Raw genomic sequence first — 23,291 nt, 5'->3', positions numbered from 1 at the left:
CCGAGTTCTAAGGAATACAAGATCAATCATAATGAACTTCCATTATTAATGGATATAATTCGGTGCAATCTGAAACACGACTGATTGCTGAATTGCCGATACCTGTTGTTTTACAGATATCGATAAAAGTATAGCTTAATAAAATATACGTGGGGAGCAAACAGTAAAACTGTATGTATTACCTCACAAAACAACGAAAGGAAATAATAAATGAGTAATAAAAAAACGATCCGAGGAGTAGCGTACGCACGCTATTCCTCACATATGCAGAGAGAAGAAAGCATATCAGGGCAACTTAGTGTAATTCATGAATTTGCACAAAAAAACAATATTGATATTATACACGAGTATATTGATGAAGCTAAAACAGGAACAAATGATCAACGTGAAGCATTGCAAGAACTTAATGCTGCAGCCCAGCGAAATGAATTTGATGCCATCGTTGTGTATAAGGGTGACCGTCTCTTCCGTTCGAAGTATGATGCAGCAATTTACAAACGTGAATTTAAGCTTAACAATGTCACTTTTTATTCTGCAACTGAACCAAATGCTGACGGTACCCCTGAATCAGCTTTAATGGAAACAATGTTGGAGGGTCTGGCAGAATATTACGTACTAGATTTAGCAAGAAATGTTCGCCGTGGACAAGTAGAAAATGCTAAGAAGGGTCTTTGGACAGGTGGCCCAGCACCTTTCGGATATCGTCTCAATAAAAATACGAAAAAATTAGAAATTAATGAAGATGAAGCGGAAGGCGTAAAGTTAATATTTGATATGTGTCTGAGAGGACACAGTTATCGTGAAATTATTGGTGCTTTAAATAATATTGGATTAAAAACACGTGGACAAAGAGATTTTTGCATTAATTCGTTGTATTCTATTTTAAAAAACGAAAGATATCGAGGTTGTTATATTTATAACAAATCGGCGGCAAAGGATGCAAATGGAGCACGCAACGGGCATAAATATAAGGATGATGATGAAATCATAAAAATTGAGGGAGGGTGTCCCAGAATTGTTTCGGACGATATTTTTTTTGCAATTCAACGCAAAATGAAAATACGGCAGCAGCCAGAAGGAAATCGCAACTATAAAGAAACATATTTACTTACTGGGAAAATTTTTTGTGGGGAATGCGGATCCACATATGTAGGCTCGCGCCGCAAGAATGGAGGTAAAAATACTTACTGGGTTTATTATGGATGTTCTAGGCGAATGCGAACCAAAGGATATAGTTGTAAAAACAAAGAAATATCAAGGGATTATCTAGAGTCGATCGTCTTAGATAAAATTGTATCCACAGTTTTTAGCAATGCAATGGTTTCAGAATTGATGAAACAATATAACTCTTTTATCAAAGAAAATGCAAATGGAAATAATGAGTTGACAAAGTTGAGAAGGAAGCGTAATAAACTCAAAGGTGATCTTGAAACGCTTGCGGAAAAAATTATACAGATGCAAATGCAATCAGATACATTGTTGAGGAAGTTAAATGAGAAAGAAATAAAACTTAAGGAAATGGACAAACAAATTTTTGAATTGGAGCATGTAAACAATGTTACAGAGGTTACAGAGGAACAGATAAAAGATGTGTTTAGGACAATTAAGAAAAAACTCAAAAATGGAAATTTGGAGCATATTAAACAAGTCATTGCTACATATGTAAATCGTATTGAGGTATTCACGGATGTGGTTGTAATTGATTTTAATTATTTTCCAACGTTACGTATTCCGCGAGATTACAAAGAATATGGAAAAACACTAAAAAAAAAGAAAGTTCCGTCGCCGTCCAAACGAATGAACTTTCTCATATAGTCTCTCACCCAAAATATATGGATGAAATTGGCGGAGAGGGTGGGATTCGAACCCACGTGCCGTTTCCAGCAAACGCATTTCGAGTGCGCCCCGTTATGACCACTTCGATACCTCTCCATATGTTGTTATTGCGTACAGGAGATACTGCTTTTAAACGCAAGCTTCCCGTGTGACGTGATTTATTTTACCAAAAAGCACATCTAATTGCAATATAATAATGAAATTCGTATAATAGTGAAAAAGGATTTTTTGGAGATTTGACTTGAAAAAATTTTGGCTGGTATTTTTTATCATACTACTAATCGTTGTTTGCGTTGCATGCGCGTCAAGCCCGGTGGACCAGTATGCAAATTTTATCGACGACCTTGATTTATTCACGCGTATGCAGACCGCGATTGGACAAATTGAGGAAGGCGGCATGTCGCTTTATGTGAAAACAGATATGAACACGCTGCAAAAGGATTTGCAAACGCTTCAGGCAAACGACAGCAATGTACTCGAAATACATGCGCATTTTTTAAACGCTGTCCAGGCGCTGCGTGATTGGACGGTTTATGAGGATGCAAACGATGCGGAAAAGGCACAGGCGGCGTATCAAGAAGCAAAAGAACAGTTTGACGCCGGCTTTTTGAAGTATACGGAGCTTGGCGAGGATGGAGGTGCTTCCGGTGGACGATGAATACTGGATGGAATATGCCATTGCCGAGGCAAGGCTTGCGGGAGAAATAGACGAGGTTCCCATTGGCGCTGTGATTGTGAAAGATGATGAAATCATCGCCCGCGCGCATAACATGAGGGAGACGCACAAGGATCCGATGGCGCACGCTGAAATAAAGGCGATTGAGGAAGCGGCACGTTTTCTGGGCGGCTGGCGGCTACTTGACTGTACGCTTTATGTCACCCTTGAGCCATGTCCAATGTGCGCAGGGGCGGTCATCAATGCGCGTATTCCCCGGGTTGTATTTGGGGCTTACGATAAAAAAGCGGGGGCGTTTGGGACGCTGTACGATCTGGCTGAGGGAAAGCTGAATCACAAACCGCAGGTTGCCGGCGGGGTGCTGGAAGCGGAATGCGCCGCCTTGCTGAGCGGATATTTTAAGCGAAAAAGAAAATAAGGGAGTGTTTAAGGTATGGAATGTAAAAAGGAAAGCAATAAAGGGATGTGTACGTGTTCATTCAACTGTTCGCGTATGGGGGTATGCTGCGATTGCGTGAAGCATCACAGGGACAAAGGACAGATACCCGGTTGTTTTTTCTCGAAAGAGGGAGAGGCAACGGGGGACCGCAGCATTGAAGCGTTTATTGCGGATTGGAATGCAAGGTAATGGCAAAAGCAAAGCTTAAGCGTATCAGAAAGGAATATGAATTCCTCGCGGTGGCAGACCTCGCCCATCGTATCTGGCGCGAGCATTATGCAGGTGTGATCAGCGGGGAGCAAATCGAATATATGCTGGAAAAATTCCAGACGGTTCCTGCAATCAAAGCTGCGGAGGCGGAAGGGTGCGAGTATTATCTTGTGCGTAAGCTTGGCGTAAATATTGGATATTTGGCATTGCAGCCATGCTATCCGCCGGGCAAAATGTTTATCAGCAAGCTATACCTGTTACGGGAATACCGCGGGAAGGGGTACTCCAGGGATATCCTTAGCGAGGTTGCGGACATGGCGCGCTCGCTGCGCCTGAAAAGCATATGGCTTACCGTCGCCAAAAACAACCTGTCTTCCATTGCGGCGTATGAGCACCTTGGTTTTCATGAGGCGGATACGATCTGCAAGGAGATTGGCGGGGGCTTTGTGATGGACGATTATATTATGGAAAAAACGCTGGAGGGATAGCGCCATGGCAAACAAAAAACAGAGGATAGCCGTGATGTGCGCACTCCTTGCAAAGAATCCAAATAAGCTGTATTCCCTGAATTATTTCCAGGAAATGTTTGGCGCGGCAAAATCGAGCCTTTCAGAGGACGCCGCAGTGATCAAACAGGTTTTTGTAGAAGCGGGCATCGGGCGCGTGGAAACTGTGGCGGGAGTGCATGGGGGAATCCGCTACGTCCCGCAGATACCGGAAAACGCGCGTGTGCTGCTTTTGAAGGAGCTGACCGAAAAGATGGCGGATACGTCGCGCATCCTGCCGGGCGGCTATATGTATATTGCCGATCTTTTCTGCACGCCTTACTACGTGGATGGAATGGCGCAGGTTATGGCGGAATGGTTCATGGATAAAAAAGCGGACTTTATCGTCACGGTGGAAACAAAGGGGATACCGCTTGCAATGAGCGTTGCGCGTATTTTGAACCTGCCGCTCGCGATTGCGCGCAGGGAAAGCAAGCTGACGGACGGATCGGTATTTTCGATCAATTACCTGTCCGGATCGTCGCGCAGGCTGCAAACAATGTCACTTTCAAAACGAATGATCAAAGAGGGTGCGAAAGCGCTTGTGATCGATGATTTTATTGCAGGGGGCGGCACGATCAAAGCCATTTGCGATATGCTTTCCGAGTTTGATATCGAGGTGGTGGGCACCGGCGCGGCCATTGTAAATAAATACCCGCAAAAGAAACGGATTACAGGCTATAAGGCAATTTTCGAGCTGGAGGAACTGAGCGAGACAAAGATTGAAATTTCCGCATATTGAAGAGGTTTTTTGAACATATTGCAATTCTAAAAAAAATGTGCTAAATTAAAAGTTAATATAAGGGGTTTTGGATGAAAAGTTTTGCGTGCTACGCAAAGGCAAACTAAGCTATCGACAAAAGGTGGAGGATTGAAAAATGGAGATCACAGATATTCGCATCAGGAAGATTGACGGTACTGGTAAGATGAAAGCGATTGTCTCGGTGACGTTTGATGATATGTTCGTGATTCACGACATGAAGATCATCGAAGGCGCGAGCGGCCTTTTTATTGCTATGCCAAGCAGGAAAACGCCGAGCGGTGAGTATAAGGATATTGCTCATCCAATAAACTCGGATACCCGTGAGATGATCCAGCAAATTATTTTGAAGGAATATGAAAATATGCCTGAGGAAGAGGAAATGGGTTCGCATCTGTCTGCAAGCGAATTTTAGGCTGGTGAAAGCAAGGCCCTTCCCATATTGGAGGGGCCTTTTTTCGTGCCGGATTTTTTTGCATAAACAGCCGGGATTGTGTATAATGTTTGGGTATGATTTTGATAAAAACGACGGGAGATAGATTATGGACAAGTGTATTGCTGTGATTCTTGCTGCGGGCGAAGGAACCCGGATGAAATCGAAAACGCCGAAGGTACTGCATCGCGCCGCGGGATTATCTATGCTGGAATGGGTTGTGCGCGCGGCGCGCGGCGCGGATACTGGAAAATGCGTCGTGGTATGTGGACGCGGCAGGAATGAAATTGAAAACCAGTTTGGCGATACGGTCAGCTATGTTGAACAGGCGGAGCGCAAGGGCAGCGGGCACGCGGTGATGTGCGCGGAAAAAGAGCTCGTGGGGTTTGACGGGTATACGCTGATCATCGCGGGGGATATGCCGCTTTTGCGGGAAGAGACAATCGCGGCGCTTGTGAATGCGGCAAAGGAAGGAAATTATGCCTGCACAATGCTTACGGCAAAGCTTGATAATCCCTTTGGTTACGGCAGGATACTGCGAAACGAGCTTGGCGACGTAACGGCAATCGTGGAGGAAAAGGATGCGACGGAAGAGCAGCGGATGGTTACCGAAGTGAATGCGTCCTGCTATTGCGTGTGCACGCCGTTGCTGCTGGAATGCCTGAAAGAGATCAAACCTGCAAACGCGCAGGGCGAATACTATCTGACGGATATTGTTTCCATTCTGAATGGAAAAGGAGAAAAGGTGGGAGCGTATATCGCGGACGACGCACGCGAATGTATGGGGGTAAACGACAGGGTGCAGCTTGCGCAGGTGTCGGAGATACTACGCGCGCGAATATTGGAGCGGCACATGAAAAACGGAGTGACGATTATCGATCCAAAAAACACCTACATCGATGCGGATTGCACGATTGGGCAGGATACGGTGATCTACCCCAACGTAACACTGGAAAAAGGAACTGTGATTGGCGAAAACGTTACGCTGTATCCGGGCTCGCGCATTGAAAACAGCAGCATTGCAGACGGTACGACAGTGCAAAACTCCGTCGTTCTGGACGCGCAGATCGGACGGGAAACGACGGTAGGGCCAAACGCCTATGTGCGTCCAAACTCCATGATTGGCGACCATTGCAGGATCGGCGACTTTGTGGAGATCAAGAACGCGAACATTGGAAACGGTACGAAGGTTTCGCACCTGACCTATATCGGGGACGCTGATTTTGGCGAAGGAATCAACGTTGGATGCGGCGTTGTGGTGGTCAATTACGACGGTAAGAATAAGTTTCGCACATCGGTTGGAGACAATGCCTTTATTGGCTGCAATACAAATCTCATTTCTCCGGTTCGTGTCGGAAACGACGTATATATTGCGGCTGGATCGACCATTACGGACGATATACCGGAGGGTGCGTTTGCAATCGCGCGGTCGCGCCAGACGGTTAAAAATGGCTGGAAGGACAAGAGAAAATAAGATGTACTATATTGCCGGACTTGGAAATCCCGGGCTGAAATATAAAAGGACAAGGCACAACGCGGGGTTTCAGACAATCGAAATTTTAGAGAAGCGTCATCACATCAAGCTGAAGGCGACAAAATTTGACGCGCTTGCAGGGCAGGGGATGATCGGCAATGAAAAGGTCATGCTCATCAAACCAACCACGTTTATGAACAACAGCGGTTATGCGGTGGATGGAATCCTGCAATATTATAATGCGGAGCTGAGCAGGCTGATTGTGCTTTATGACGATATAGACATCCCGTTTGGGGCGCTTCGTATCCGCGAAAAAGGCAGCGCGGGCACGCATAACGGAATGCGTTCGATTATAGGGTATACCGGCAGTGGTGATTTTCCGCGGATACGTATCGGCATTGGAAAGCCGGAGAATAATCTGGTCGGGCATGTATTGGGGAAATTTGAAAAAGAAAAACGTGAGGACGCGCAGCAGATGTTTGAACGGGCCGCCGACGCATGCGAATGTATTGTGCTGGAAGGCGTTAGCGCGGCGCAGGCGAGGTTTAATAAATAGGGAGTATAGATTAAGATTCGGAAAGGGGAGATAAATTGAACCATACGGTAAGTCCGCTGATCGAAAAAAGCGGCGCGTTTCAGGATGTTTTGAATTGTATCCGGGGAGGGCAGCTGCCTTGCTCGGTTTTTGGCGTTACGCCCCACGCAAAGGCATATTTTGCAGATGCGGTAGCACGCGCAGCGCAAAAACAGGTGCTGTGTATTACGTCCACAGAGCAGGCGGCGCGGGAAAACGCTGCGGCAGCGGGCGTGCTTTTTCCTGACAATGAGCTGACGCTGCGCAATGCAGAAGCAAAGGGGCGCGAGGAGGAACTTGTGCGCGTGGGCGTAATGAAAAATGCGGCCCACACCAAAGAACCGGTGTTTTTGTCGATCAATGCGTTTTTAGGACGGGTAGTGCCCCGGCAGCATTTTAAAGATGCTTGCCTGATGCTTTCGTCAGGGAAAAGCTATGACGGGGAAACTCTCTTAAGCACGCTTGCACAAAATGGCTATGAGCGGGTGGGAACGGTATATTCGCGCGGCGAGTTTGCGCGGCGCGGGGAGATACTGGATATTTATCCGTCCGACAGCAGGCTGCCGATCCGTATCACTTTTTTTGACGACGAAATTGAAACAATCAGGACTTTTGACAGCGAAACGCAGAAATCGGTGGGAAAACCGATGAAGGAATATCTGTTTCCGCCTGCGCGCGAGGTCGTGCTCTCGGAGGACGCAAAGGATAAACTGTTTACGTATCTGAAAAAACAGGATAACCAGACGCTCGCGGAAAAGATCATGACGGAAGTGGAGGCATACGGCAATTTCGACAATGCGGATACCTTTTTGCCGGTGATGTTCGAGCCTGCGTTTATTTCTGACTATTTCCCCGGCTGTATTTTGCTTTTTGACGATTTTGACCGTATTTACAGCGAGGCAAAACGTATCCTCATGGAGTTTGCGGATATGCACGCAAACCTGATGAAAGAAAACGAGGCCTTTGGCGCACAGGGCGAAAGCATGGGGGATATCAGAACGCTCATCAAAAAGCGCGAAGCGGATATCATCGATATGGCGGCGGGAAAAAATGCGCGGCTCAAAACCGTCTGCGAGGCGGATATGGATATGCACGCGGCAGTGGAATACCGCGGGCATATGGAGAATTTTTCGCGCAGCATCAAAGAACGCAGGGAACATGGCTATACGGTGCGTATTTTTGCGGGAGGCAAGGCGCAGGCGCTTTCTGGGGCGCTCGGCGAATTTGACGTGATTGCGCCGGTGGAGAAAACACCGCAGGCTCCTGTCAGCATCAGCGAAGAATATGTTTCCTATGGATTCGAGATACCCTCCGCAAAGACGATTGTATTCGGGGCAAACGACGTATATGGCAGGCTGAAAAAAATGGCCTCCAAAAAACACGCGCGTAAAGCGGAGGATGATATTTTCAGCGATCTTTCGCCCGGCGATTATGTGGTGCACGATATCCATGGAAAAGGAAAGTACCTTGGCCTGAAAACCCTCGAGGCAGGCGGTAACGTCGCGGAATACATGGAGCTCGAGTACCGCGGGGGCGATAAGCTTTACATCCCTACCGCGCAGATTGACCGCGTGCAGAAGTATATCGGCAGCGAGGATGCGCCGCCGCAGCTTTCGAAGCTTGGCGGCAAGGAGTGGGAGACTGCGAAAACGAAAGCGCGCGAATCCGCCCTTAAGCTGGCGTTTGATCTTGTGGATCTTTATGCGCAGCGTTTCGAAACCAAAGGGCACGCGTTTTCAGAGGATACGGTCTGGCAGAAACAGTTTGAAGACGCTTTTGAATATGAAGAAACAGAAGGACAGCTTGAAAGCGTAGAGCAGATCAAAAAGGATATGGAATCTCCCAAGGTGATGGACAGGCTGCTTTTGGGAGACGTTGGCTACGGCAAGACGGAGGTCGCGATGCGCGCGGCCATGAAAGCCGTAATGGACGGCAAGCAGGTCGCCGTACTTGTACCGACTACGCTGCTTGCGCGCCAGCACCTCAAAACGTTCCGGGAACGGTTCCGGGATTTTCCGGTTACGGTCGCGGGGATATCGCGTTTTTCAAAATCCCACCATAAGCAGGTGCTTGAAGATTTGCGGCGGGGAAAAATCGATATCATCATCGGTACGCACCGGTTGCTTTCAAACGATGTGGTTTTCAATAACCTTGGATTGCTGATCGTGGATGAGGAACAGCGCTTTGGCGTGTCCCATAAAGAAAAAATCAAGCTTTTGAAGCAGAGTGTGGACGTACTCACGCTTTCCGCCACGCCCATTCCGCGCACGCTGGAAATGTCGCTGGTGGGAATCAGGGACATGAGCACGCTCGATACGCCGCCCTCCATGCGCAAGCAGCCGTATTCTTACGTAATGCGCTATTCGGACGGCCTGCTGCGCGATGCGGTCATGCGGGAGATAAACCGCGGAGGGCAGGTTTACTTTGTGTGCAGGCAGATACGCGAAATGGATCAGCTGATCGCGGACGTCAAACGAAACGTACCGGAGGCAAGGGTTGCCGCAGCGCACGGGCAGATGGGCGAAAAAGAAATGGAGCGCGTGATCGGCGGGTTTATCGACGGTGAATTTGATGTGCTCGTATGCACCACGATCATCGAAAACGGAATCGATATTCCTTCTGTGAATACGATCATCGTTTATGAGGCGGATAAGTTCGGGCTTTCGCAGCTTTACCAGTTAAAAGGGCGGGTAGGGCGCTCGGACCAGAACGCCTACGCCTATTTTACCTATCTTGGCGATGGAACGATGAAGGAAGATGCCGCAAAACGGATGGCGGCGATTCGTGAGTTTACGCAGCTTGGCAGCGGGTTCAAGATCGCAATGCGCGATTTGCAGATACGCGGTGCGGGAAACCTTCTGGGACCGGAACAAAGCGGGCATATGGCCACTGTCGGATATGCGATGTATTGTAAAATTATGCGGGAGGCCGTGGCTACGGCAAAGGGCAAGCCTGTGGCTGCGGAATTTGAGACGGCTGTAGAGCTCAATGTGCCGGCTTACATACCGGACAGTTATATCAGCAACCAAACCGACAAAATGGATCTTTACAAGCTGATTTCAAAAATCAAAACGCTTGCGGATGCAAAAGCGATCGCCAAGGAAATTACGGACCGCTATGGCAAGATACCAAAAGAGGTAAATAACCTGATCATCACTGCAGCAATCAGGAGCTACGCAGCCGCTGCGGGAATGGGCAGCGTGATCAAAAAGCCCGGAGGCATCGAGCTCAAATATTCTGAGACGGTGCAGCCGAATGTAAAAAAAGTGTTAAAACTTGTAGGCGGATATGGAAAAAATGTTATACTGAGACCGTCGACGCCGCCGGTAATTGTGTACCAGACGCCAAACGGGTTCGACGCCAAAGCGTTTATGGAATTTTTGAGTGGGTTGAGGCTGCACAAAAAACGCTGATACAGGGCGCTCATGTAACAGATTTGTGGATTGCAAAACGTGCGGTGTTCTTGTATAATATATCCATTGTGGATTTTGGCCGGAAGGCCGGGAGGAGAGGAACAATACAAATATGAGTATATTGAAGAAAATCATGGTTACGGGAGTGAGCGTTGTTTTATGCGCCGCACTTTTCGTATCATGCTCTATGGTATCGGTCAACACAGATAAAGACCGTGCGCAGGTTGTGGCGAACGTCAACGGTACGGATGTGACGAAAGCACAGGTGATGGATCTTGTGGATATGCAGCTCAGCATGATCTATGGGATGACCAAGGAACAGTTTATTTCCCAGTATGGCGAGGAGCAATGGAAGAAGTTCAAGGAATCAACGCTCGATATGGTTATCCGCACGGAGCTTACCATCCAGCAGGCGCAGAAGGACGGCTTTTATGATGATTCCGACGAAAACAAGGCCAAGGTGAAGGCGGATATCGAACAGAAGATCGAAGAACGCAGGCAGCAGGTGCAGGAGCAGGCCGACAAAGACGATACGGTCACCGATAAGGAAGCCTATGTAAACGAGCAGATGGAGCAATACCTGAAAGGGTACGGCTATGACGATATTGATCAGGCTGTGATCGATACGATCAAAACCGATGCGGTGAACGCTGAGAACGATAAGATCAAAGGTGAAGTGAGCTACACGGAGGACGAGGCGAAAGCTTATTACGACGAGCAGCTGACAGAGCAGCAGGCGAAGATCGACGAGGATGCGTCAAATTATGCGTCCTACTCTTCAGGAATATCGGTCTACCGTCCGCAGGGATCGCGTTTTATCAAGAACCTGCTGATCGGTTTGCCGGAGGACGCGCAGTCGCAAATTTCCAACCTCAGGAAGAGCGGGGACGACGAAGGCGCGGATAAGCTCCTGAATGAAGAACTGGCGAAGATCAAATCACAGGCGGACGGTGCGCTTGCACGGGCGAAGGCAGGCGAGGATTTTGACGCGCTGATCGAAGAGCTTGGCACGGATTCCGGTATGAAGCAGGAACCCGCAAAAACGCAGGGTTATGTGGTATATGAAGGCTCCAATTACGTGGAAGCGTTTGAGAAAGCGGCAATGGCACTGCCGGCTGCAGGGGCAATATCAGAGCTTGTACCGACGGATTACGGTTATCACATCCTGCAGTACGTAGGAGATGCGGGCGGTGCGGTTCCGTTTGATGAAATCAAAGACACCATCATGGAAAAGAAGCTGACCGAAGTGCAAAATAAGCATCAGGAAGATAAGTTCCTCGAGTGGGAGGAAGCGTCCGACATCAAGAAATATACAGACAGGCTTTCCACATTTGAAGGATAAGCAATAACAGGAAAACCAATGAAGAGGCTGCCCCGGGAAGAAAACCCGGGACAGCCTTTTTTTGTTTTGAGAGGGCTGGTTGGCAGCGATGATCATTACAGCTTGACATAGTATCGGCTGTCGATATATAATCAATATATCGATGACCGATATAAAAGGAGGATTGAAAGATGCCTGTAGAAAGAAGTTTACTGACGGGAAGCACCACGATGCTTGTTTTGAAATTACTGGAAAGCAAGGATATGTACGGGTATGAAATGATCGAGCAGCTGGGAGAGAGGTCGCAAAATGTATTTTCCCTCAAGGCAGGAACCTTGTATCCGTTGCTGCACGACCTTGAAGTAAAGGGTATGGTGGAATCTTATGACTGCGATGGTCATGGACGGGTTCGCAAGTACTATAAACTCACAAACGACGGGCGCAGGCTGCTGGAAAACAAAAAAAAAGAGTGGCATGAGTTTTCTTCCGCAGTAACGGGCGTGTTGAAGGGCGGTGCGCATTGTGAACAAACCTGATCGCATTACAAATTACGTAGATACCGTTTGCGGGCAAATCCGCTGGAAAAAGGCCCGTCCGGTGGTTGGGGACGAGCTTGAGACGCATATTCTGGATCAACGGGACGCATTTATTCGCGGCGGGAAAGACGTGGATACGGCGACAACCGACGCGATTGCCGAAATGGGCGACGCAGTGACTGTTGGAACGATGCTCGACCGATCCTACCGCCCGCATCTGGACTGGAAAATCCTTGGATGTATGCTGGCAATCGTGCTTTGCAGCTGCCTGCTGTCGGCGTTGCTTTGGCGATCGGGATACTACTATACGGATATGATCGCGCCGTATTTTGGTATGGTGGGATTTTATGTGGCGCTGGCGTTGCCCTTTTGCCTGATAGACTTTACCTGCTATGCGAAAATACCCCGGATACTGTTTTTCGCTTTGGCAGCCTGCCTTGCTTTGAGCGGGGCGGGAGTAATGATATTTTGGCGGACAGAAGCGCTTGCAATGGCTTTTTTGCCGTTTGCAAGCCTGTTGATGCTGTTCCACATGCGCGGCGGCGGTTACCGCAAATTTTTGCGCTGCTGCCTGTTGTTTGTGGTGCTGCCCTGCGTCGGTTGCTTTCTTTTCCTCTATTTCAGGTATTATGGATATGCGTACGACTCATGGAGGATATGGGCGGTGACCGAAAATTTTATCGTGTTCGTTTTGAGCAGCATTGCGATGATGACGATTTGCGTATGCTGCGGGTTCTTTGGCGTGAACAGGAGAAAAGCACTGCTTACGCTTATTATCCCTACGGCGGTATTTATGGCGTTGTTTCTGGTTTATTCCAATCTGGTACAGCAGTATGACAGTACCCAGGGATATAGCCCCATGGATTCTGCGCGGGAAATGCTGCGAAATACCGTATGGCTTGGCCAAGGGAACGAGGTGGCCGATTCTTTTACTGAAAATGACGTGACACGGCTGATTTACCGAGTTGGCTGGCTGCCGTTTTTCGCGATGCTGGCTGCGATGGCCGGTTTTTACGCTTATTTATTGAAGCAGTGCATCCGCCAGAGAAGTATGCTGGGACGCTCTCTTTCCCTGATGGGATGGGTGGCGCTATTAATCCCAACGGCGCTTGGGGTGTTGAACGCGATTGGCCTGATGCCGAACGCCTTTGACGTGATACCGTTTTTAAGCACGGATACCAGCCTTTATGCCTGCATTGTGCTTGGGCTTATGTGCAATATTTTCCGCAATGGGGAAATAGTACGCGATTACAGGATAAAGGCGGTTGCCTGACCGGCCCGCATATGAATATAACAAAGATTGTTTTCAATATGGCTTGGCATTGTTGCGCCGTCAGGAATGGAACCTGACCAGGTATTACATGTTTGACGAAAAATGATTGCGGGTATCTTTGAAATATCGTATGATTGTATCAAATTGTAATAAAAGGAGAACGGACGATGGATCAGGTTGTTTTTTGCCAAAGTTGCGGTATGCCGCTCGAAAGCGACGATGTAAAGGGAACGGAAAAAGATGGAAGTAAATCGGAGTGCTATTGTAGTTATTGTTACCAGAACGGCGGTTTTACGCAGGACATAACAATGGATGAGATGATAGAAATCAATCTAAACTATCTTGACGAATGGAATAAAGGCGCGGAGCAAAAAGTGACGGTTGAGCAGGCGCGTGAACAGCTCAGGCAGTTTTTGCCCACGCTTAAAAGATGGCAGCCGTAAGGATGTAAGAAAAAAGCTTGACATTGCCGCCTGCTGCGGCGTAAAAGGGATGCCGGCGCATCCCTTTTTTTGTTGCGAAAAAGCGGAATTGACAGCATCGTGGCAGCATATGGCGCGCTTGCAAATGGAACGGGAAACAGCTATAATCTTATTGCAGTTTGCCAAAATGGTTGCGTAGCAGGCATTTATTGGAAACTGCTATGCAGCGAACCTTTACGGCGGCGCAGCCATGCGGCTCTATAAGTTAATATGCTGTAAAAAGTACAGGACAATGAAAAACTCACTGGAGAGCGGGCGGCACATGACACAAACGCAAAAAAATTTTGTAAAAGGGGCGGCGATCCTTGGAGCGGCCGGATTGATCGTAAAGATTATCGGTGTTTTTTTCAGGATACCGCTTACCAATATCATCGGTACGGAGGGGCTTGGCTACTACCAGCTTGCGTATCCGATTTATACGCTGTTTGTGACAATTTCGACGGCTGGCCTGCCGGCTGCAATATCCAAGCTGATTTCCGAGCGGGTGGCAAAGGGAGACTACGCCGGGGCGCATTATACTTTTCAGGTTGCGCGGCGTTTGTTTGTTGCGCTGGGAATAATAATGGCGGTGCTCATGTTTATCCTTTCACCCATGATTGCCGAACTCCAGAAAACCGCGCCTGCTGTTTATTCGCTTATGGCGATTTCTCCGGCGTTGTTCTTTATTTCGGTATTATCGGCCTACAGAGGCTACTTCCAGGGCCTTCAATATATGGTGCCAACTGCTGTATCACAGTTGGTAGAACAGTTTGGAAAGCTCACCGTTGGGCTGATTTTGGCATATGCTTTGGTGAGCATAACAGGCAGGCCGGAGCTGGGCGCAATGGGCGCCCTCATCGGTGTGGCGATCGAAGAAGCTGCGGCGCTCGTATATATCATGGCCGTTTACCGGAAGAAAAAAGGGGAGATTTTGTCAAAGGCCGCAGGGCTTGATCCCGGGGGGGCCTCCAGGGAATGGAAACCCATCCTGAAACGGGTGCTGAAGTTTGCGATACCAGTGACGCTCGGCGCATGCGTCATGCCGATCGTCATGGCGCTCGATTCGGTAATCGTTTCACGCGTTTTGCAGGATATCGGCTATGCGCAAAAAACTGCAACCGCAATGTATGGCGTGCTTACCGGAGTGGTAAACCCGCTTATTAATCTACCGGCGGTACTGTCGCTTGCGCTTGCAATGAGCCTTGTACCGGCGATCTCCCAGTCGCAGTCCGAGGGCGACGGCAGGGAAGTGAAGGGGAAATCCTCCTTTGGCTTGAAGCTTGCGGTTTTGGTAGGACTGCCCGCGACGACAGGCTTTCTTATTTTGGGACAGCCGATTATTCAAATGCTGTATCATAACGTACAGGGAAGCGAGCTTGTGATGGCGACAGGCCTGCTGCAACTTCTTGCGACAGGGGTGTTGTTCCTGACGCTGCTTCAGACGATGACTGGCGTGCTGCAGGGGCTTGGAAAACCAATGCTTCCCGTTTACAGCCTGATTGTGGGGGCTGTAGTCAAGGTGGTCGTGACGATCACGCTGATGCGTATTCCGCAGGTAGGCATCTATGGTGCGGCGGTCGGCACGATTGCATGTTACGCCGTTGCCGCAGTGATGAATATTGTTTTTGTTGTACGGGGAACCGGTTTCCGCCTGGATTTTATGGGGCATATTGGAAAGCCGGTGTTTGCAACGGCGGTGATGGGCGCATGCGCCTGTCTGGTTTATTTTCTCATAGGCGCAACATCCAATACGGCAGGCGTACTTTTGAGCGTTTTTGCGGGCCTTGTTGTTTACATATTGACGCTGCTCTTTACAAAAGGGCTTACAAGGGAAGAACTGAAGCTCGTTCCGGGCGGTGGAAAAATAGAAAAAATTATGATCAGGATAAAGGCGTGGAAATAATATGATTACGATAATTGAGTTGGTTGGAGAATTTGATATGCTGCCGCTTCGCGCGGTGCGGAAAATTGAACAGGCGGACCAGGTGATCCTGCAAAGCGGGCAGGCGGAGTGCGCGCAGGAGCTGGGGACACACTGCGGTAACGTCAGTACGCTTGACGACCTGTATGAAAACGCGGAGGATTTTGATTCGCTGTACGAGGAAGGCGCGCAAAGGATTGAGCAGGCGGCGCAGGGGAAGAATATTGTATTTGGTATTTTGGGCGACGCGGGTACAAACGGTTTTCTGGAAAGATTAAGGAAAATGGGCGCTGAGCTGGAGTTTGTTGCGGAAGGGTGCGCCGTAGCGGCTGCGCTGTGCGCGGCGCGTAATTTGTTTGAGATCGGCGAATATGAGGTGCTGGAGGCCAGGAACCTTGAGGGAGCCATATTTGACACCTGCAAGGCGCTGGTGATAACAGGCATCGACAACAGGAATACCGCAGAGGCGGTAAAGCTTGCGTTCGCCGACTATTACGCGGAGGATACGCAGGGGCTTTTGTATGCAAACGGCAGCTCGCAGGCCGTGAAATTATACGATCTTGACAGGCCGCTTGAAATTGGCAGCGGCGGGGTGTTTATCTTGCCTCCAACTGTGTTATATAAGAAAGAACGCTACGGGCTTTACGACCTTGTACGCATCATGAAGGTGCTTCGCGGTGAAAACGGATGCCCGTGGGACCGGGAACAAACGCATGAAAGCCTGCGGCAGTACCTGCTTGAGGAAGCATACGAAACGGTGGACGCGATTGATGCGGAGGATATCAACGCGCTTTACGACGAACTGGGGGATGTGTTCCTTCAGGTGGTGTTCCATGCAGAGGTGGCGCGCCAGTGCGGGGAATTTGACATCGACGACGTGGCAAGCGCTGTATGCGCAAAAATGATACGCCGCCACCCGCATATTTTTGGAGACGTGCAGGCGGATACGGCAAAGGAAGTGCTCGTAAACTGGGAAGCGATTAAAAAGGAAGAAAAGCAGGCGAAGGATTTTGCGGAAGTTCTGCGGGATGTCCCGCGTTCTATGGGTGCGATGATGCGCGCATACAAGCTCCAGAAAAAGGCTTCCGCAATCGGCTTTGACTGGGACGATCCCATGAAGGCTTTCTTGAAGGTGGAGGAAGAGCTTGCAGAGTGGAAGGCAGAGCTTTGCGGCGGCGACCAGAAGCGCATTGAGGAGGAAGCGGGAGATTTATTGTTTTCAATCGTGAATGTCCTGCGCCTCAAAAAAGCGAATCCGGAGATATGCCTTTCTAAAACCTGCGAAAAGTTTATTGAGCGGCTTTCACTGATGGAAAAGAATTCCGGGACAGGGTTTTCCGGACTCACCCTGGACCAGTTGAACGAGCTATGGGAAAAAGCCAAGAAAAAAGCGTAAAAAAGGCTTAAAACAATGAAAAAATAGGTTGATTTATGGGTTGGATTGTATTATAATCATTTCAGTGTCAAACCGCCGGGCAAGGCTCCCTGCGGAAATTATTAATAATTTTTAAGGAGGGTAAAGTTTTGAATAAGACTGAACTCGTAGCTGCAATCGCGGCAAAAGCTGGTATCTCGAAGAAAGATGCAGATGCTGCATTGAGCGCATTTGCAGATAGCATTATTGACGAAATTAAAAAGGGTGGAAAAGTGCAGATCGTTGGCTTTGGTACATTCGAAGCAAGAAAGCGTGCTGCAAGAACGGGTATCAACCCGCAGACGAAACAGCAGATCAAGATCGCTGCTTCCACAGTTCCGGCTTTCAAGGCTGGCAAGGCGTTCAAAGACGCTGTGAAATAAGCGGTTTTACTAAAAAAGCAAAGACAGCATCCGTACTTTACGGATGCTTTTTTTGTTGTACGGGAATGCAGGCAAATTGATATCGCCAGAAACAGATTGGTTTCGTATGCGCGTATCCGCGCGCAGCAAAACAACATTGAGCAGGGCGAGTGCCATAGGATGCGGGTGCTTTTTTGTGCATGGAAATCATTACAAACGAGTCAGGTTTAAGAACGAGATTGAATCTTTGTATGAAAAAATGTATAATATATTCATCTATGTAATGATGAGGTAACTAAGATTGAGACTGGATAAATATTTAAAAGTATCGCGGCTTATCAAGCGCCGCACGGTGGCACAGTCGGCCTGTGAGGGTGCGCGCGTGCTGGTAAACGGGAAAGCTCAAAAAAGCAGTTATGCGGTAAAAATCGGTGATGAGATCACGATCGAATTTGGTTCGAAGCCGCTTCAGGTGCGCGTGCTTGCGCTTACGGAAACGACCAAAAAACAGGAAGCCGAGGGAATGTACGAGGTGATCGGTTAAGGATGAAACTATGTGCGATCATACTTGCGGCGGGAAGCGGAAGCCGTATGAAGATGGACACCAACAAGGTGTTCATTAAATTTGAGGAACAAAGCGCGGTTGTACGGTGCCTCAAGACATTTGAAGCGACGGGACTGTTTTCAGATATTATAGTGGTTTGCCGCGCAGAAGAGCGCGCTGTGATGGAGCGCAAAGCAGCCAAATATTTAAAGGACAGCAAATATATTTTCTGCGTGGGCGGAAGCGAGCGCCAGTATTCGGTGAGTAATGCGCTTAAGCATGTGCCGGAGGATACGGATATCGTTATGGTGCACGACGCGGCGCGTTGCTTTGTTACGGAGCGCATCATCAGGGATTGCGCCGCAAGCGCGATCCGTTGCGGATCGGGCGTTGCGGGTATTGGGGCGACGGATACGATCAAACGTGCAAAGGACGGCGTGATCATAGAGACGATCCCTCGCGGGGAGCTGGCTATTATCCAGACGCCGCAGGCGTTTGCGAGGGAGTTGATTGTCCGCGCCTACAGGAAAGCGGAGGAAGACGGGTTTCTTGGCACGGATGACGCCTCGCTCGTGGAGCGCATCACCAAAAGTGTTCATATCGTTAAAGGCTCTCCGGACAACATCAAGCTTACGACGCGTACGGACCTTGAAAAAGGGCAGGACATCGCTGCCCGCCAGCAAAACTCGGATATCCGTATCGGAAACGGTTTTGATATGCACGCGTTTGGCGAAGGCCGCAGGCTTGTTCTGGGCGGGGTGGAGATACCGTATGAGTACGGGCTTGTGGGGCATTCCGACGCAGACGTTCTTGTTCACGCGATTATGGACGCGCTTTTGGGCGCGGCGCGTATGGGCGATATCGGCGGGCTTTTTCCCGATACTGATCCCAGATATAAAGATATCTATTCCATTGAGCTGCTTGGCGAGGTAGGCGCAATGCTCAGAAAATATGGTTACCGTGTTGTGAATGTGGACAGCACGCTCATCATGCAGAAACCGAAGATAATGACTTATCGTGAGCAGATGATCGAAAACATTGCGAAAGCGCTTTCGATCTCGCGCACCTATGTCAATGTCAAGGCAAGCACGACGGAGTTTCTCGGCGCTGTGGGGCGCGGAGAGGGAGCCGCCGCGCAGGCGGCGTGCATCCTCCAGAAACAGGATGTATAACAAAGGAAAGGTAGTATGAACAAACATAAAGGGATGACAACGGTAAGGAGGCCGATGAGGCTTTCGCAGGTCAAAAAAAACGAACGGCTGCGCAAAGTGCGGATTGCGCTTCTCATCGCGGCGGTTGCGGCGGGGGTGCTCGCCATTATCCTGTTCGTTTTTCCGCTGATCGAGGACCTTGCGCGGGGCGTGGATCCCACGCTGCGTTATCAACCTAAGGTAGAGGCGAATTTTACGCAGCCGGACGCCGAGCCTACCAAAGAAGAACTGAAAATAAATGAGATTTATTTAAGCGACCGCAGCGAAAACGGTCAGAATATCATGATGAAAAACGAGCCGTACATTGACGGCAACCGCATCATTTTCACGACGCAGATCGCAACCGGCGCGGCCCGTTCCCTTGACGGCGTTGTGATTTACGATACGCAGACGGAAGAGGCGACAATTCTGCCAAACGTACAAAAAGCGTTTGACGATCTCAGGACGCCGGTTATTTCAGGAAATATCGCCGTATGGGTGGATAGCGCATCGGCAGGCGGAGGACGCATTGTCGGATATAATCTGGAGACGAACGAGCAGTTTACAATCAAGGATTACGCATACGCCGCGCCGCGGCTTGCGATCAACGGCGATACGCTTGCATTTATGCAGTGGGCGGGAGATAAGACGCAGCGCCTTTATGTATACAATGTAAATACGCGCGAGGCGGCGACGGTTAAGCTGTATGAAAACGTAGTTGGGAACGGAAACAGTGATGTGGATATTTCCGCAAGCGATATGGTTTGGGCGGAGCGGGACGCCAAGAAGGATCCGGTAGAAAGCGTTTTGAAACGCATTGTGTTCGAAAACGGTGTGGGAAAATACGATAATTATGATTTGGGAAAAACGGTGTATGGGCCAAAGACGAACGGAAAAGATATTGTGTTTGCAACGACAGAGGACGTGCTGAGCGGCAGTTTGATGCTTTCCGTTGCGGGCGGCGAGCCTGTGAAAATAACGGATAATGCGCTTAATTACGATATTGGCGATAACTTTGTGGTATATACCAAGGCTGATGGGATATATATCACCTATACCGACATGCAGGGAACGGAGCAGATTACGAGCGATATCTCAAGGAACCTGCTTGCCAGTGCAAATGGAACCGGAATCTGCTTTTATGATACGACGGATAATGCGGATGTGCTTGACGAGGTCGTAAAATATACGTACATCGAATAGCAAACACGCGGTAGAGGAGAGAACCTGTGGCAAAAATGAAAACACAGTATGTGTGCAGCGAGTGCGGCTATATGAGCGCCAAATGGGCGGGGCAATGCCAGGGCTGCGGCAACTGGAATACGCTGATAGAGGAAGTCGTGGAAACCGCGCCCGCCGGCAGGCAAAGGTCTGCGGCCGCACCGGCGCGCATTGTGACCTTTGACAAAATACCGGCTGAATCCGAAAAACGGTTTCTGACAGGGATCGATGAATTTGACCGCGTGCTCGGCGGCGGCGTTGTTCCGGGCGGGGTGACGCTTGCGGGCGGAGAGCCGGGCATCGGTAAATCTACGCTTTTTTTACAGGTGGCGAAAAAACTGACGGCCTACGGCAACGCGCTTTATGTTTCGGGAGAGGAATCGCCTTCGCAGATCAAAATGCGTGCTCAGCGGCTGGGCATTGCCGACAATATTTATATGATGGCGGAGACCGAAGTGGGAAGCATTCTTGCGGGTGTGGAGCAACTTGCACCAAAATTTATGATCGTTGACTCCATCCAGACGCTTTACGATGCGAACCTTTCTTCTGCACCGGGCAGCGTGGCCCAGGTGCGGGGGTGTGCGTCGCGCATTGCACAGGCCGCGAAGAAAATGGGCATGGCGGTGTTTATTATCGGCCATGTAACCAAGGAGGGGGCGCTTGCAGGGCCGCGCGTACTGGAACACCTTGTGGATACGGTGCTGTATTTCGAAGGAGAGCGCACCTCGAACCTGCGGATTCTGCGCGCCGTCAAAAACCGTTTTGGCTCCACCGACGAAATCGGCGTGTTTGAAATGCGCGATATGGGCATGATGGAGGTGAAAAATCCGACAATGCTTTTCGAGGCGGATTTTGGGCAGGATCTTGACGGGGTGTCGATTTTCGCGGCAACGCAGGGAACAAGGCCCATGCTCCTTGAAATCCAGGCCCTGTGCTCGCATACCCAGCTCAATATTCCAAGGCGGCTGTGCTCTGGAATCGATGCGAACAGGCTCTATATGATCTGCGCTGTTTTGGAAAAGAAAATCGGTTTAAAGTTGTATAACGAGGATATCTTTGTAAATGTCGCAGGGGGGATCAAGGTGCGCGAGCACGCTGCGGACCTGTCCATGGCAATTTCGGTTGTGTCGTCCCTGAGGAGCCTGAGCGTGCCGCGGGACACGGCCTTCATTGGAGAAATTGGGCTTTCAGGCGAAATACGCCATGTGGCTCAGCTTTCCAAGCGTATATCCGAATGCGCAAAGATGGGCGTGAGCCGCGTATTCGTGCCAAAGCAGAGTATTGAAAAAGGAATGAATGCCAAAATAAAGATAGAGGGGGTAAGTACGCTTTCTGACGTATTGGCAAAAGCCTTTTAATAATCTTAATACCATGTTCATATAAAGTACATATTTTTAGAGTATGCTAACATTAGAAAAATAACCTGCTTGCAGGTTCATATGGATCATATTGCTTGGAAGGAGGAATGTGAATGTTTTATAAAATGATGAGATTGTTCATCAGTGTTCTTGGCTTCTTCGTGGGGCCGGGGCTCGTGCTTCTGGGCGTAACGCTCTACAATTATTTTGCGGAGGCAGAGCTTTGGAGTTCGTTTCAAACATGGGTGCCGTTTGTAATTTATATCGCGAGTGGAATCATTTCCGGAATTATTTTTTTATTTTTATCCCGCAAACTGGCAAAAGCGTTTGACAAAAACACGAAGCAAATAGAATCACGGCTTGCGTCTACTCCCTCGGCAACGCTGCTAGCGGGAACCCTTGGACTGATACTCGGGCTCGTGGTGGCTGCGCTGGTATCGATTATCGTAGGGCTGATACCGATTGCATGGATATCGATACCGGTTACGATATTTGTCTACCTGATCTTTGGATCGATCGGTTTGTCGATTGGCGTAAAGCGCAGGGGGGATCTTGCAAACTTTATGCACCTGCGTAAAACAGGAAAAAATGCAGAGTCTAAAAAAGAAGGGAAGTATGTTTCCCCAAAAATACTGGATACGAGCGTAATTATCGACGGCCGAATCCTGGACATCTGCAAGACGGGGATGTTTGAGGGGGAAATCGTTGTTCCGGAATTTGTACTGGGGGAATTGCAGAGGATTGCAGATTCGGGCGATTCGATGAAGCGCACGCGTGGCAGGCGCGGCCTTGACATCCTCAACAGCATGCAAAAGGAGCTCAAGATCCCGGTGAAAATAACGGATGCGGACTTTGAAGACGTACCGGAAGTGGATATCAAGCTTTTAAAGCTTGCAAAGGAACTTGGCGGCAAGGTCGTGACAAACGACTATAACCTGAATAAGGTGGCGGCGGTGCAGGATGTGCCGGTATTCAATATCAACGAGCTTGCAAACGCCGTAAAGCCGATCCTGATGGCAGGCGAGGAAATGCGCGTGACAATCGTTAAGGACGGTAAGGAAGCAAATCAGGGAATTGCTTATCTGGACGACGGAACGATGATCGTTGTAGAGGGCGGCAAGAGCAAGATCGACCAGACGATGCAGGTGGTGGTGACGAGCGTATTGCAGACCGCCGCTGGACGTATGATCTTTGCGAAAATAAAAGTTTAGAAACAGGCTGAAAACTGGGGCGCTGCGGTATGCCCCGGTTTTTGTTTCAGAAAATGCGTTTGTTTGAGGCGGCGTTGCACAGGAATGATCAGGAAGATGGACGAGTCTTTTGCTTCGCA

General features: G+C 49.2%; 22 protein-coding genes and 1 tRNA gene. 22 read left to right on the top strand and 1 reads right to left on the bottom strand.

Going from position 1 to position 23,291, the window contains the following annotated elements; genetic code table 11:
• Positions 1 to 210 precede the first annotated feature (210 nt).
• The gene (locus ACS5WU_RS13475; RefSeq protein WP_465089197.1) at positions 211 to 1,815 is read left to right on the top strand and encodes a recombinase family protein; all 1,605 of its coding nucleotides are present in this window, start codon (positions 211 to 213) and stop codon (positions 1,813 to 1,815) included.
• Between the two features lie 28 nt (positions 1,816 to 1,843).
• Here the strand turns inward: ACS5WU_RS13475 and ACS5WU_RS13470 are convergent.
• Positions 1,844 to 1,932, bottom strand: a tRNA-Ser gene (locus ACS5WU_RS13470).
• A gap of 145 nt (positions 1,933 to 2,077) precedes the next feature.
• Between ACS5WU_RS13470 and ACS5WU_RS13465 the strand changes: the two genes are divergently transcribed.
• The 21 genes from ACS5WU_RS13465 to ACS5WU_RS13365 all read left to right on the top strand — a co-directional run bounded on the left by ACS5WU_RS13465 (position 2,078) and on the right by ACS5WU_RS13365 (position 23,172).
• Positions 2,078 to 2,494, top strand: a complete 417-nt coding sequence (locus tag ACS5WU_RS13465; protein WP_046442696.1) for a hypothetical protein — start codon at positions 2,078 to 2,080, stop codon at positions 2,492 to 2,494.
• Entirely contained in the window at positions 2,469 to 2,930 is a 462-nt protein-coding gene (gene tadA, locus ACS5WU_RS13460) for a tRNA adenosine(34) deaminase TadA (RefSeq protein ID WP_302760300.1), read from the top strand. The genes ACS5WU_RS13465 and tadA overlap by 26 nt, the downstream gene beginning before the upstream one ends.
• A gap of 15 nt (positions 2,931 to 2,945) precedes the next feature.
• A complete protein-coding gene (locus ACS5WU_RS13455; RefSeq protein WP_046442694.1) occupies positions 2,946 to 3,140 on the top strand; it encodes a DUF6485 family protein in 195 nt (64 codons plus the stop codon).
• On the top strand, positions 3,140 to 3,649 hold the full coding sequence (locus tag ACS5WU_RS13450) for a GNAT family N-acetyltransferase (protein ID WP_046442693.1): 510 nt from the start codon (positions 3,140 to 3,142) through the stop codon (positions 3,647 to 3,649). The genes ACS5WU_RS13455 and ACS5WU_RS13450 overlap by 1 nt, the downstream gene beginning before the upstream one ends.
• Before the next feature lie 4 nt (positions 3,650 to 3,653).
• Positions 3,654 to 4,448, top strand: a complete 795-nt coding sequence (gene purR, locus ACS5WU_RS13445; protein ID WP_059108816.1) for a pur operon repressor — start codon at positions 3,654 to 3,656, stop codon at positions 4,446 to 4,448.
• 136 nt (positions 4,449 to 4,584) lie between these two features.
• A complete protein-coding gene (gene spoVG / locus ACS5WU_RS13440) occupies positions 4,585 to 4,881 on the top strand; it encodes a septation regulator SpoVG (RefSeq protein ID WP_046442691.1) in 297 nt (98 codons plus the stop codon).
• A 127-nt stretch (positions 4,882 to 5,008) separates the two neighbouring features.
• Positions 5,009 to 6,373: a bifunctional UDP-N-acetylglucosamine diphosphorylase/glucosamine-1-phosphate N-acetyltransferase GlmU gene (gene glmU / locus ACS5WU_RS13435; protein WP_046442690.1), complete on the top strand. Its 1,365-nt coding sequence runs from the start codon at positions 5,009 to 5,011 to the stop codon at positions 6,371 to 6,373.
• A complete protein-coding gene (gene pth / locus ACS5WU_RS13430; protein WP_302760302.1) occupies positions 6,348 to 6,929 on the top strand; it encodes an aminoacyl-tRNA hydrolase in 582 nt (193 codons plus the stop codon). The genes glmU and pth overlap by 26 nt, the downstream gene beginning before the upstream one ends.
• A 35-nt stretch (positions 6,930 to 6,964) precedes the next feature.
• Positions 6,965 to 10,360 (top strand): transcription-repair coupling factor, encoded by a 3,396-nt coding sequence (mfd, locus tag ACS5WU_RS13425; protein ID WP_302760303.1) that lies wholly within the window; start codon positions 6,965 to 6,967, stop codon positions 10,358 to 10,360.
• 112 nt (positions 10,361 to 10,472) lie between these two features.
• On the top strand, positions 10,473 to 11,702 hold the full coding sequence (locus ACS5WU_RS13420) for a peptidylprolyl isomerase (RefSeq protein WP_059108819.1): 1,230 nt from the start codon (positions 10,473 to 10,475) through the stop codon (positions 11,700 to 11,702).
• Between the two features lie 170 nt (positions 11,703 to 11,872).
• Positions 11,873 to 12,217, top strand: a complete 345-nt coding sequence (locus tag ACS5WU_RS13415) for a PadR family transcriptional regulator (protein WP_302760304.1) — start codon at positions 11,873 to 11,875, stop codon at positions 12,215 to 12,217.
• Positions 12,204 to 13,490: a permease prefix domain 1-containing protein gene (locus ACS5WU_RS13410; protein ID WP_302760305.1), complete on the top strand. Its 1,287-nt coding sequence runs from the start codon at positions 12,204 to 12,206 to the stop codon at positions 13,488 to 13,490. The genes ACS5WU_RS13415 and ACS5WU_RS13410 overlap by 14 nt, the downstream gene beginning before the upstream one ends.
• Before the next feature lie 167 nt (positions 13,491 to 13,657).
• The gene (locus tag ACS5WU_RS13405; protein WP_046442685.1) at positions 13,658 to 13,933 is read left to right on the top strand and encodes a zinc ribbon domain-containing protein; all 276 of its coding nucleotides are present in this window, start codon (positions 13,658 to 13,660) and stop codon (positions 13,931 to 13,933) included.
• Between the two features lie 271 nt (positions 13,934 to 14,204).
• Entirely contained in the window at positions 14,205 to 15,854 is a 1,650-nt protein-coding gene (locus ACS5WU_RS13400; protein ID WP_320606975.1) for a putative polysaccharide biosynthesis protein, read from the top strand.
• A gap of 1 nt (position 15,855) precedes the next feature.
• Positions 15,856 to 17,268: a nucleoside triphosphate pyrophosphohydrolase gene (gene mazG / locus ACS5WU_RS13395; RefSeq protein ID WP_046442683.1), complete on the top strand. Its 1,413-nt coding sequence runs from the start codon at positions 15,856 to 15,858 to the stop codon at positions 17,266 to 17,268.
• A 107-nt stretch (positions 17,269 to 17,375) separates the two neighbouring features.
• The gene (locus ACS5WU_RS13390; protein WP_268872440.1) at positions 17,376 to 17,669 is read left to right on the top strand and encodes an HU family DNA-binding protein; all 294 of its coding nucleotides are present in this window, start codon (positions 17,376 to 17,378) and stop codon (positions 17,667 to 17,669) included.
• Positions 17,670 to 17,949: 280 nt separating this feature from the next.
• The gene (locus ACS5WU_RS13385; protein WP_046442681.1) at positions 17,950 to 18,192 is read left to right on the top strand and encodes an RNA-binding S4 domain-containing protein; all 243 of its coding nucleotides are present in this window, start codon (positions 17,950 to 17,952) and stop codon (positions 18,190 to 18,192) included.
• A 2-nt stretch (positions 18,193 to 18,194) separates the two neighbouring features.
• Positions 18,195 to 19,364, top strand: coding sequence for a bifunctional 2-C-methyl-D-erythritol 4-phosphate cytidylyltransferase/2-C-methyl-D-erythritol 2,4-cyclodiphosphate synthase (locus ACS5WU_RS13380; protein WP_046442680.1), 1,170 nt, complete (start codon positions 18,195 to 18,197; stop codon positions 19,362 to 19,364).
• 15 nt (positions 19,365 to 19,379) lie between these two features.
• Complete coding sequence (locus ACS5WU_RS13375; protein ID WP_046442679.1) at positions 19,380 to 20,585, top strand: hypothetical protein; 1,206 nt, start codon at positions 19,380 to 19,382, stop codon at positions 20,583 to 20,585.
• Positions 20,586 to 20,620: 35 nt separating this feature from the next.
• The gene (gene radA, locus ACS5WU_RS13370; protein ID WP_235811562.1) at positions 20,621 to 21,961 is read left to right on the top strand and encodes a DNA repair protein RadA; all 1,341 of its coding nucleotides are present in this window, start codon (positions 20,621 to 20,623) and stop codon (positions 21,959 to 21,961) included.
• Between the two features lie 113 nt (positions 21,962 to 22,074).
• Positions 22,075 to 23,172: a PIN/TRAM domain-containing protein gene (locus ACS5WU_RS13365; protein ID WP_302760307.1), complete on the top strand. Its 1,098-nt coding sequence runs from the start codon at positions 22,075 to 22,077 to the stop codon at positions 23,170 to 23,172.
• Positions 23,173 to 23,291 lie beyond the last annotated feature (119 nt).

It is taken from the genome of Christensenella sp. KGMB01412 (assembly GCF_055522415.1).
Note: the sequence above shows the minus strand (reverse complement) of the source record. Positions and strands in the feature narration are given on the sequence as shown.

Excerpts from the sequence above, each read along its gene's own strand:
- ACS5WU_RS13420 (WP_059108819.1), top strand. The coding sequence starts at position 10,473 with ATGAGTATATTGAAGAAAATCATGGTTACGGGAGTGAGCGTTGTTTTA.
- ACS5WU_RS13400 (WP_320606975.1), top strand. The coding sequence starts at position 14,205 with ATGAAAAACTCACTGGAGAGCGGGCGGCACATGACACAAACGCAAAAA.
- pth (WP_302760302.1), top strand. The coding sequence starts at position 6,348 with ATGGCTGGAAGGACAAGAGAAAATAAGATGTACTATATTGCCGGACTT.
- purR (WP_059108816.1), top strand. The coding sequence starts at position 3,654 with ATGGCAAACAAAAAACAGAGGATAGCCGTGATGTGCGCACTCCTTGCA.
- glmU (WP_046442690.1), top strand. The coding sequence starts at position 5,009 with ATGGACAAGTGTATTGCTGTGATTCTTGCTGCGGGCGAAGGAACCCGG.
- ACS5WU_RS13375 (WP_046442679.1), top strand. The coding sequence starts at position 19,380 with ATGAACAAACATAAAGGGATGACAACGGTAAGGAGGCCGATGAGGCTT.
- spoVG (WP_046442691.1), top strand. The coding sequence starts at position 4,585 with ATGGAGATCACAGATATTCGCATCAGGAAGATTGACGGTACTGGTAAG.
- ACS5WU_RS13450 (WP_046442693.1), top strand. The coding sequence starts at position 3,140 with ATGGCAAAAGCAAAGCTTAAGCGTATCAGAAAGGAATATGAATTCCTC.
- radA (WP_235811562.1), top strand. The coding sequence starts at position 20,621 with ATGAAAACACAGTATGTGTGCAGCGAGTGCGGCTATATGAGCGCCAAA.
- ACS5WU_RS13475 (WP_465089197.1), top strand. The coding sequence starts at position 211 with ATGAGTAATAAAAAAACGATCCGAGGAGTAGCGTACGCACGCTATTCC.
- mazG (WP_046442683.1), top strand. The coding sequence starts at position 15,856 with ATGATTACGATAATTGAGTTGGTTGGAGAATTTGATATGCTGCCGCTT.
- ACS5WU_RS13455 (WP_046442694.1), top strand. The coding sequence starts at position 2,946 with ATGGAATGTAAAAAGGAAAGCAATAAAGGGATGTGTACGTGTTCATTC.
- ACS5WU_RS13380 (WP_046442680.1), top strand. The coding sequence starts at position 18,195 with ATGAAACTATGTGCGATCATACTTGCGGCGGGAAGCGGAAGCCGTATG.
- tadA (WP_302760300.1), top strand. The coding sequence starts at position 2,469 with ATGGAGGTGCTTCCGGTGGACGATGAATACTGGATGGAATATGCCATT.
- ACS5WU_RS13365 (WP_302760307.1), top strand. The coding sequence starts at position 22,075 with ATGTTTTATAAAATGATGAGATTGTTCATCAGTGTTCTTGGCTTCTTC.
- ACS5WU_RS13405 (WP_046442685.1), top strand. The coding sequence starts at position 13,658 with ATGGATCAGGTTGTTTTTTGCCAAAGTTGCGGTATGCCGCTCGAAAGC.
- ACS5WU_RS13415 (WP_302760304.1), top strand. The coding sequence starts at position 11,873 with ATGCCTGTAGAAAGAAGTTTACTGACGGGAAGCACCACGATGCTTGTT.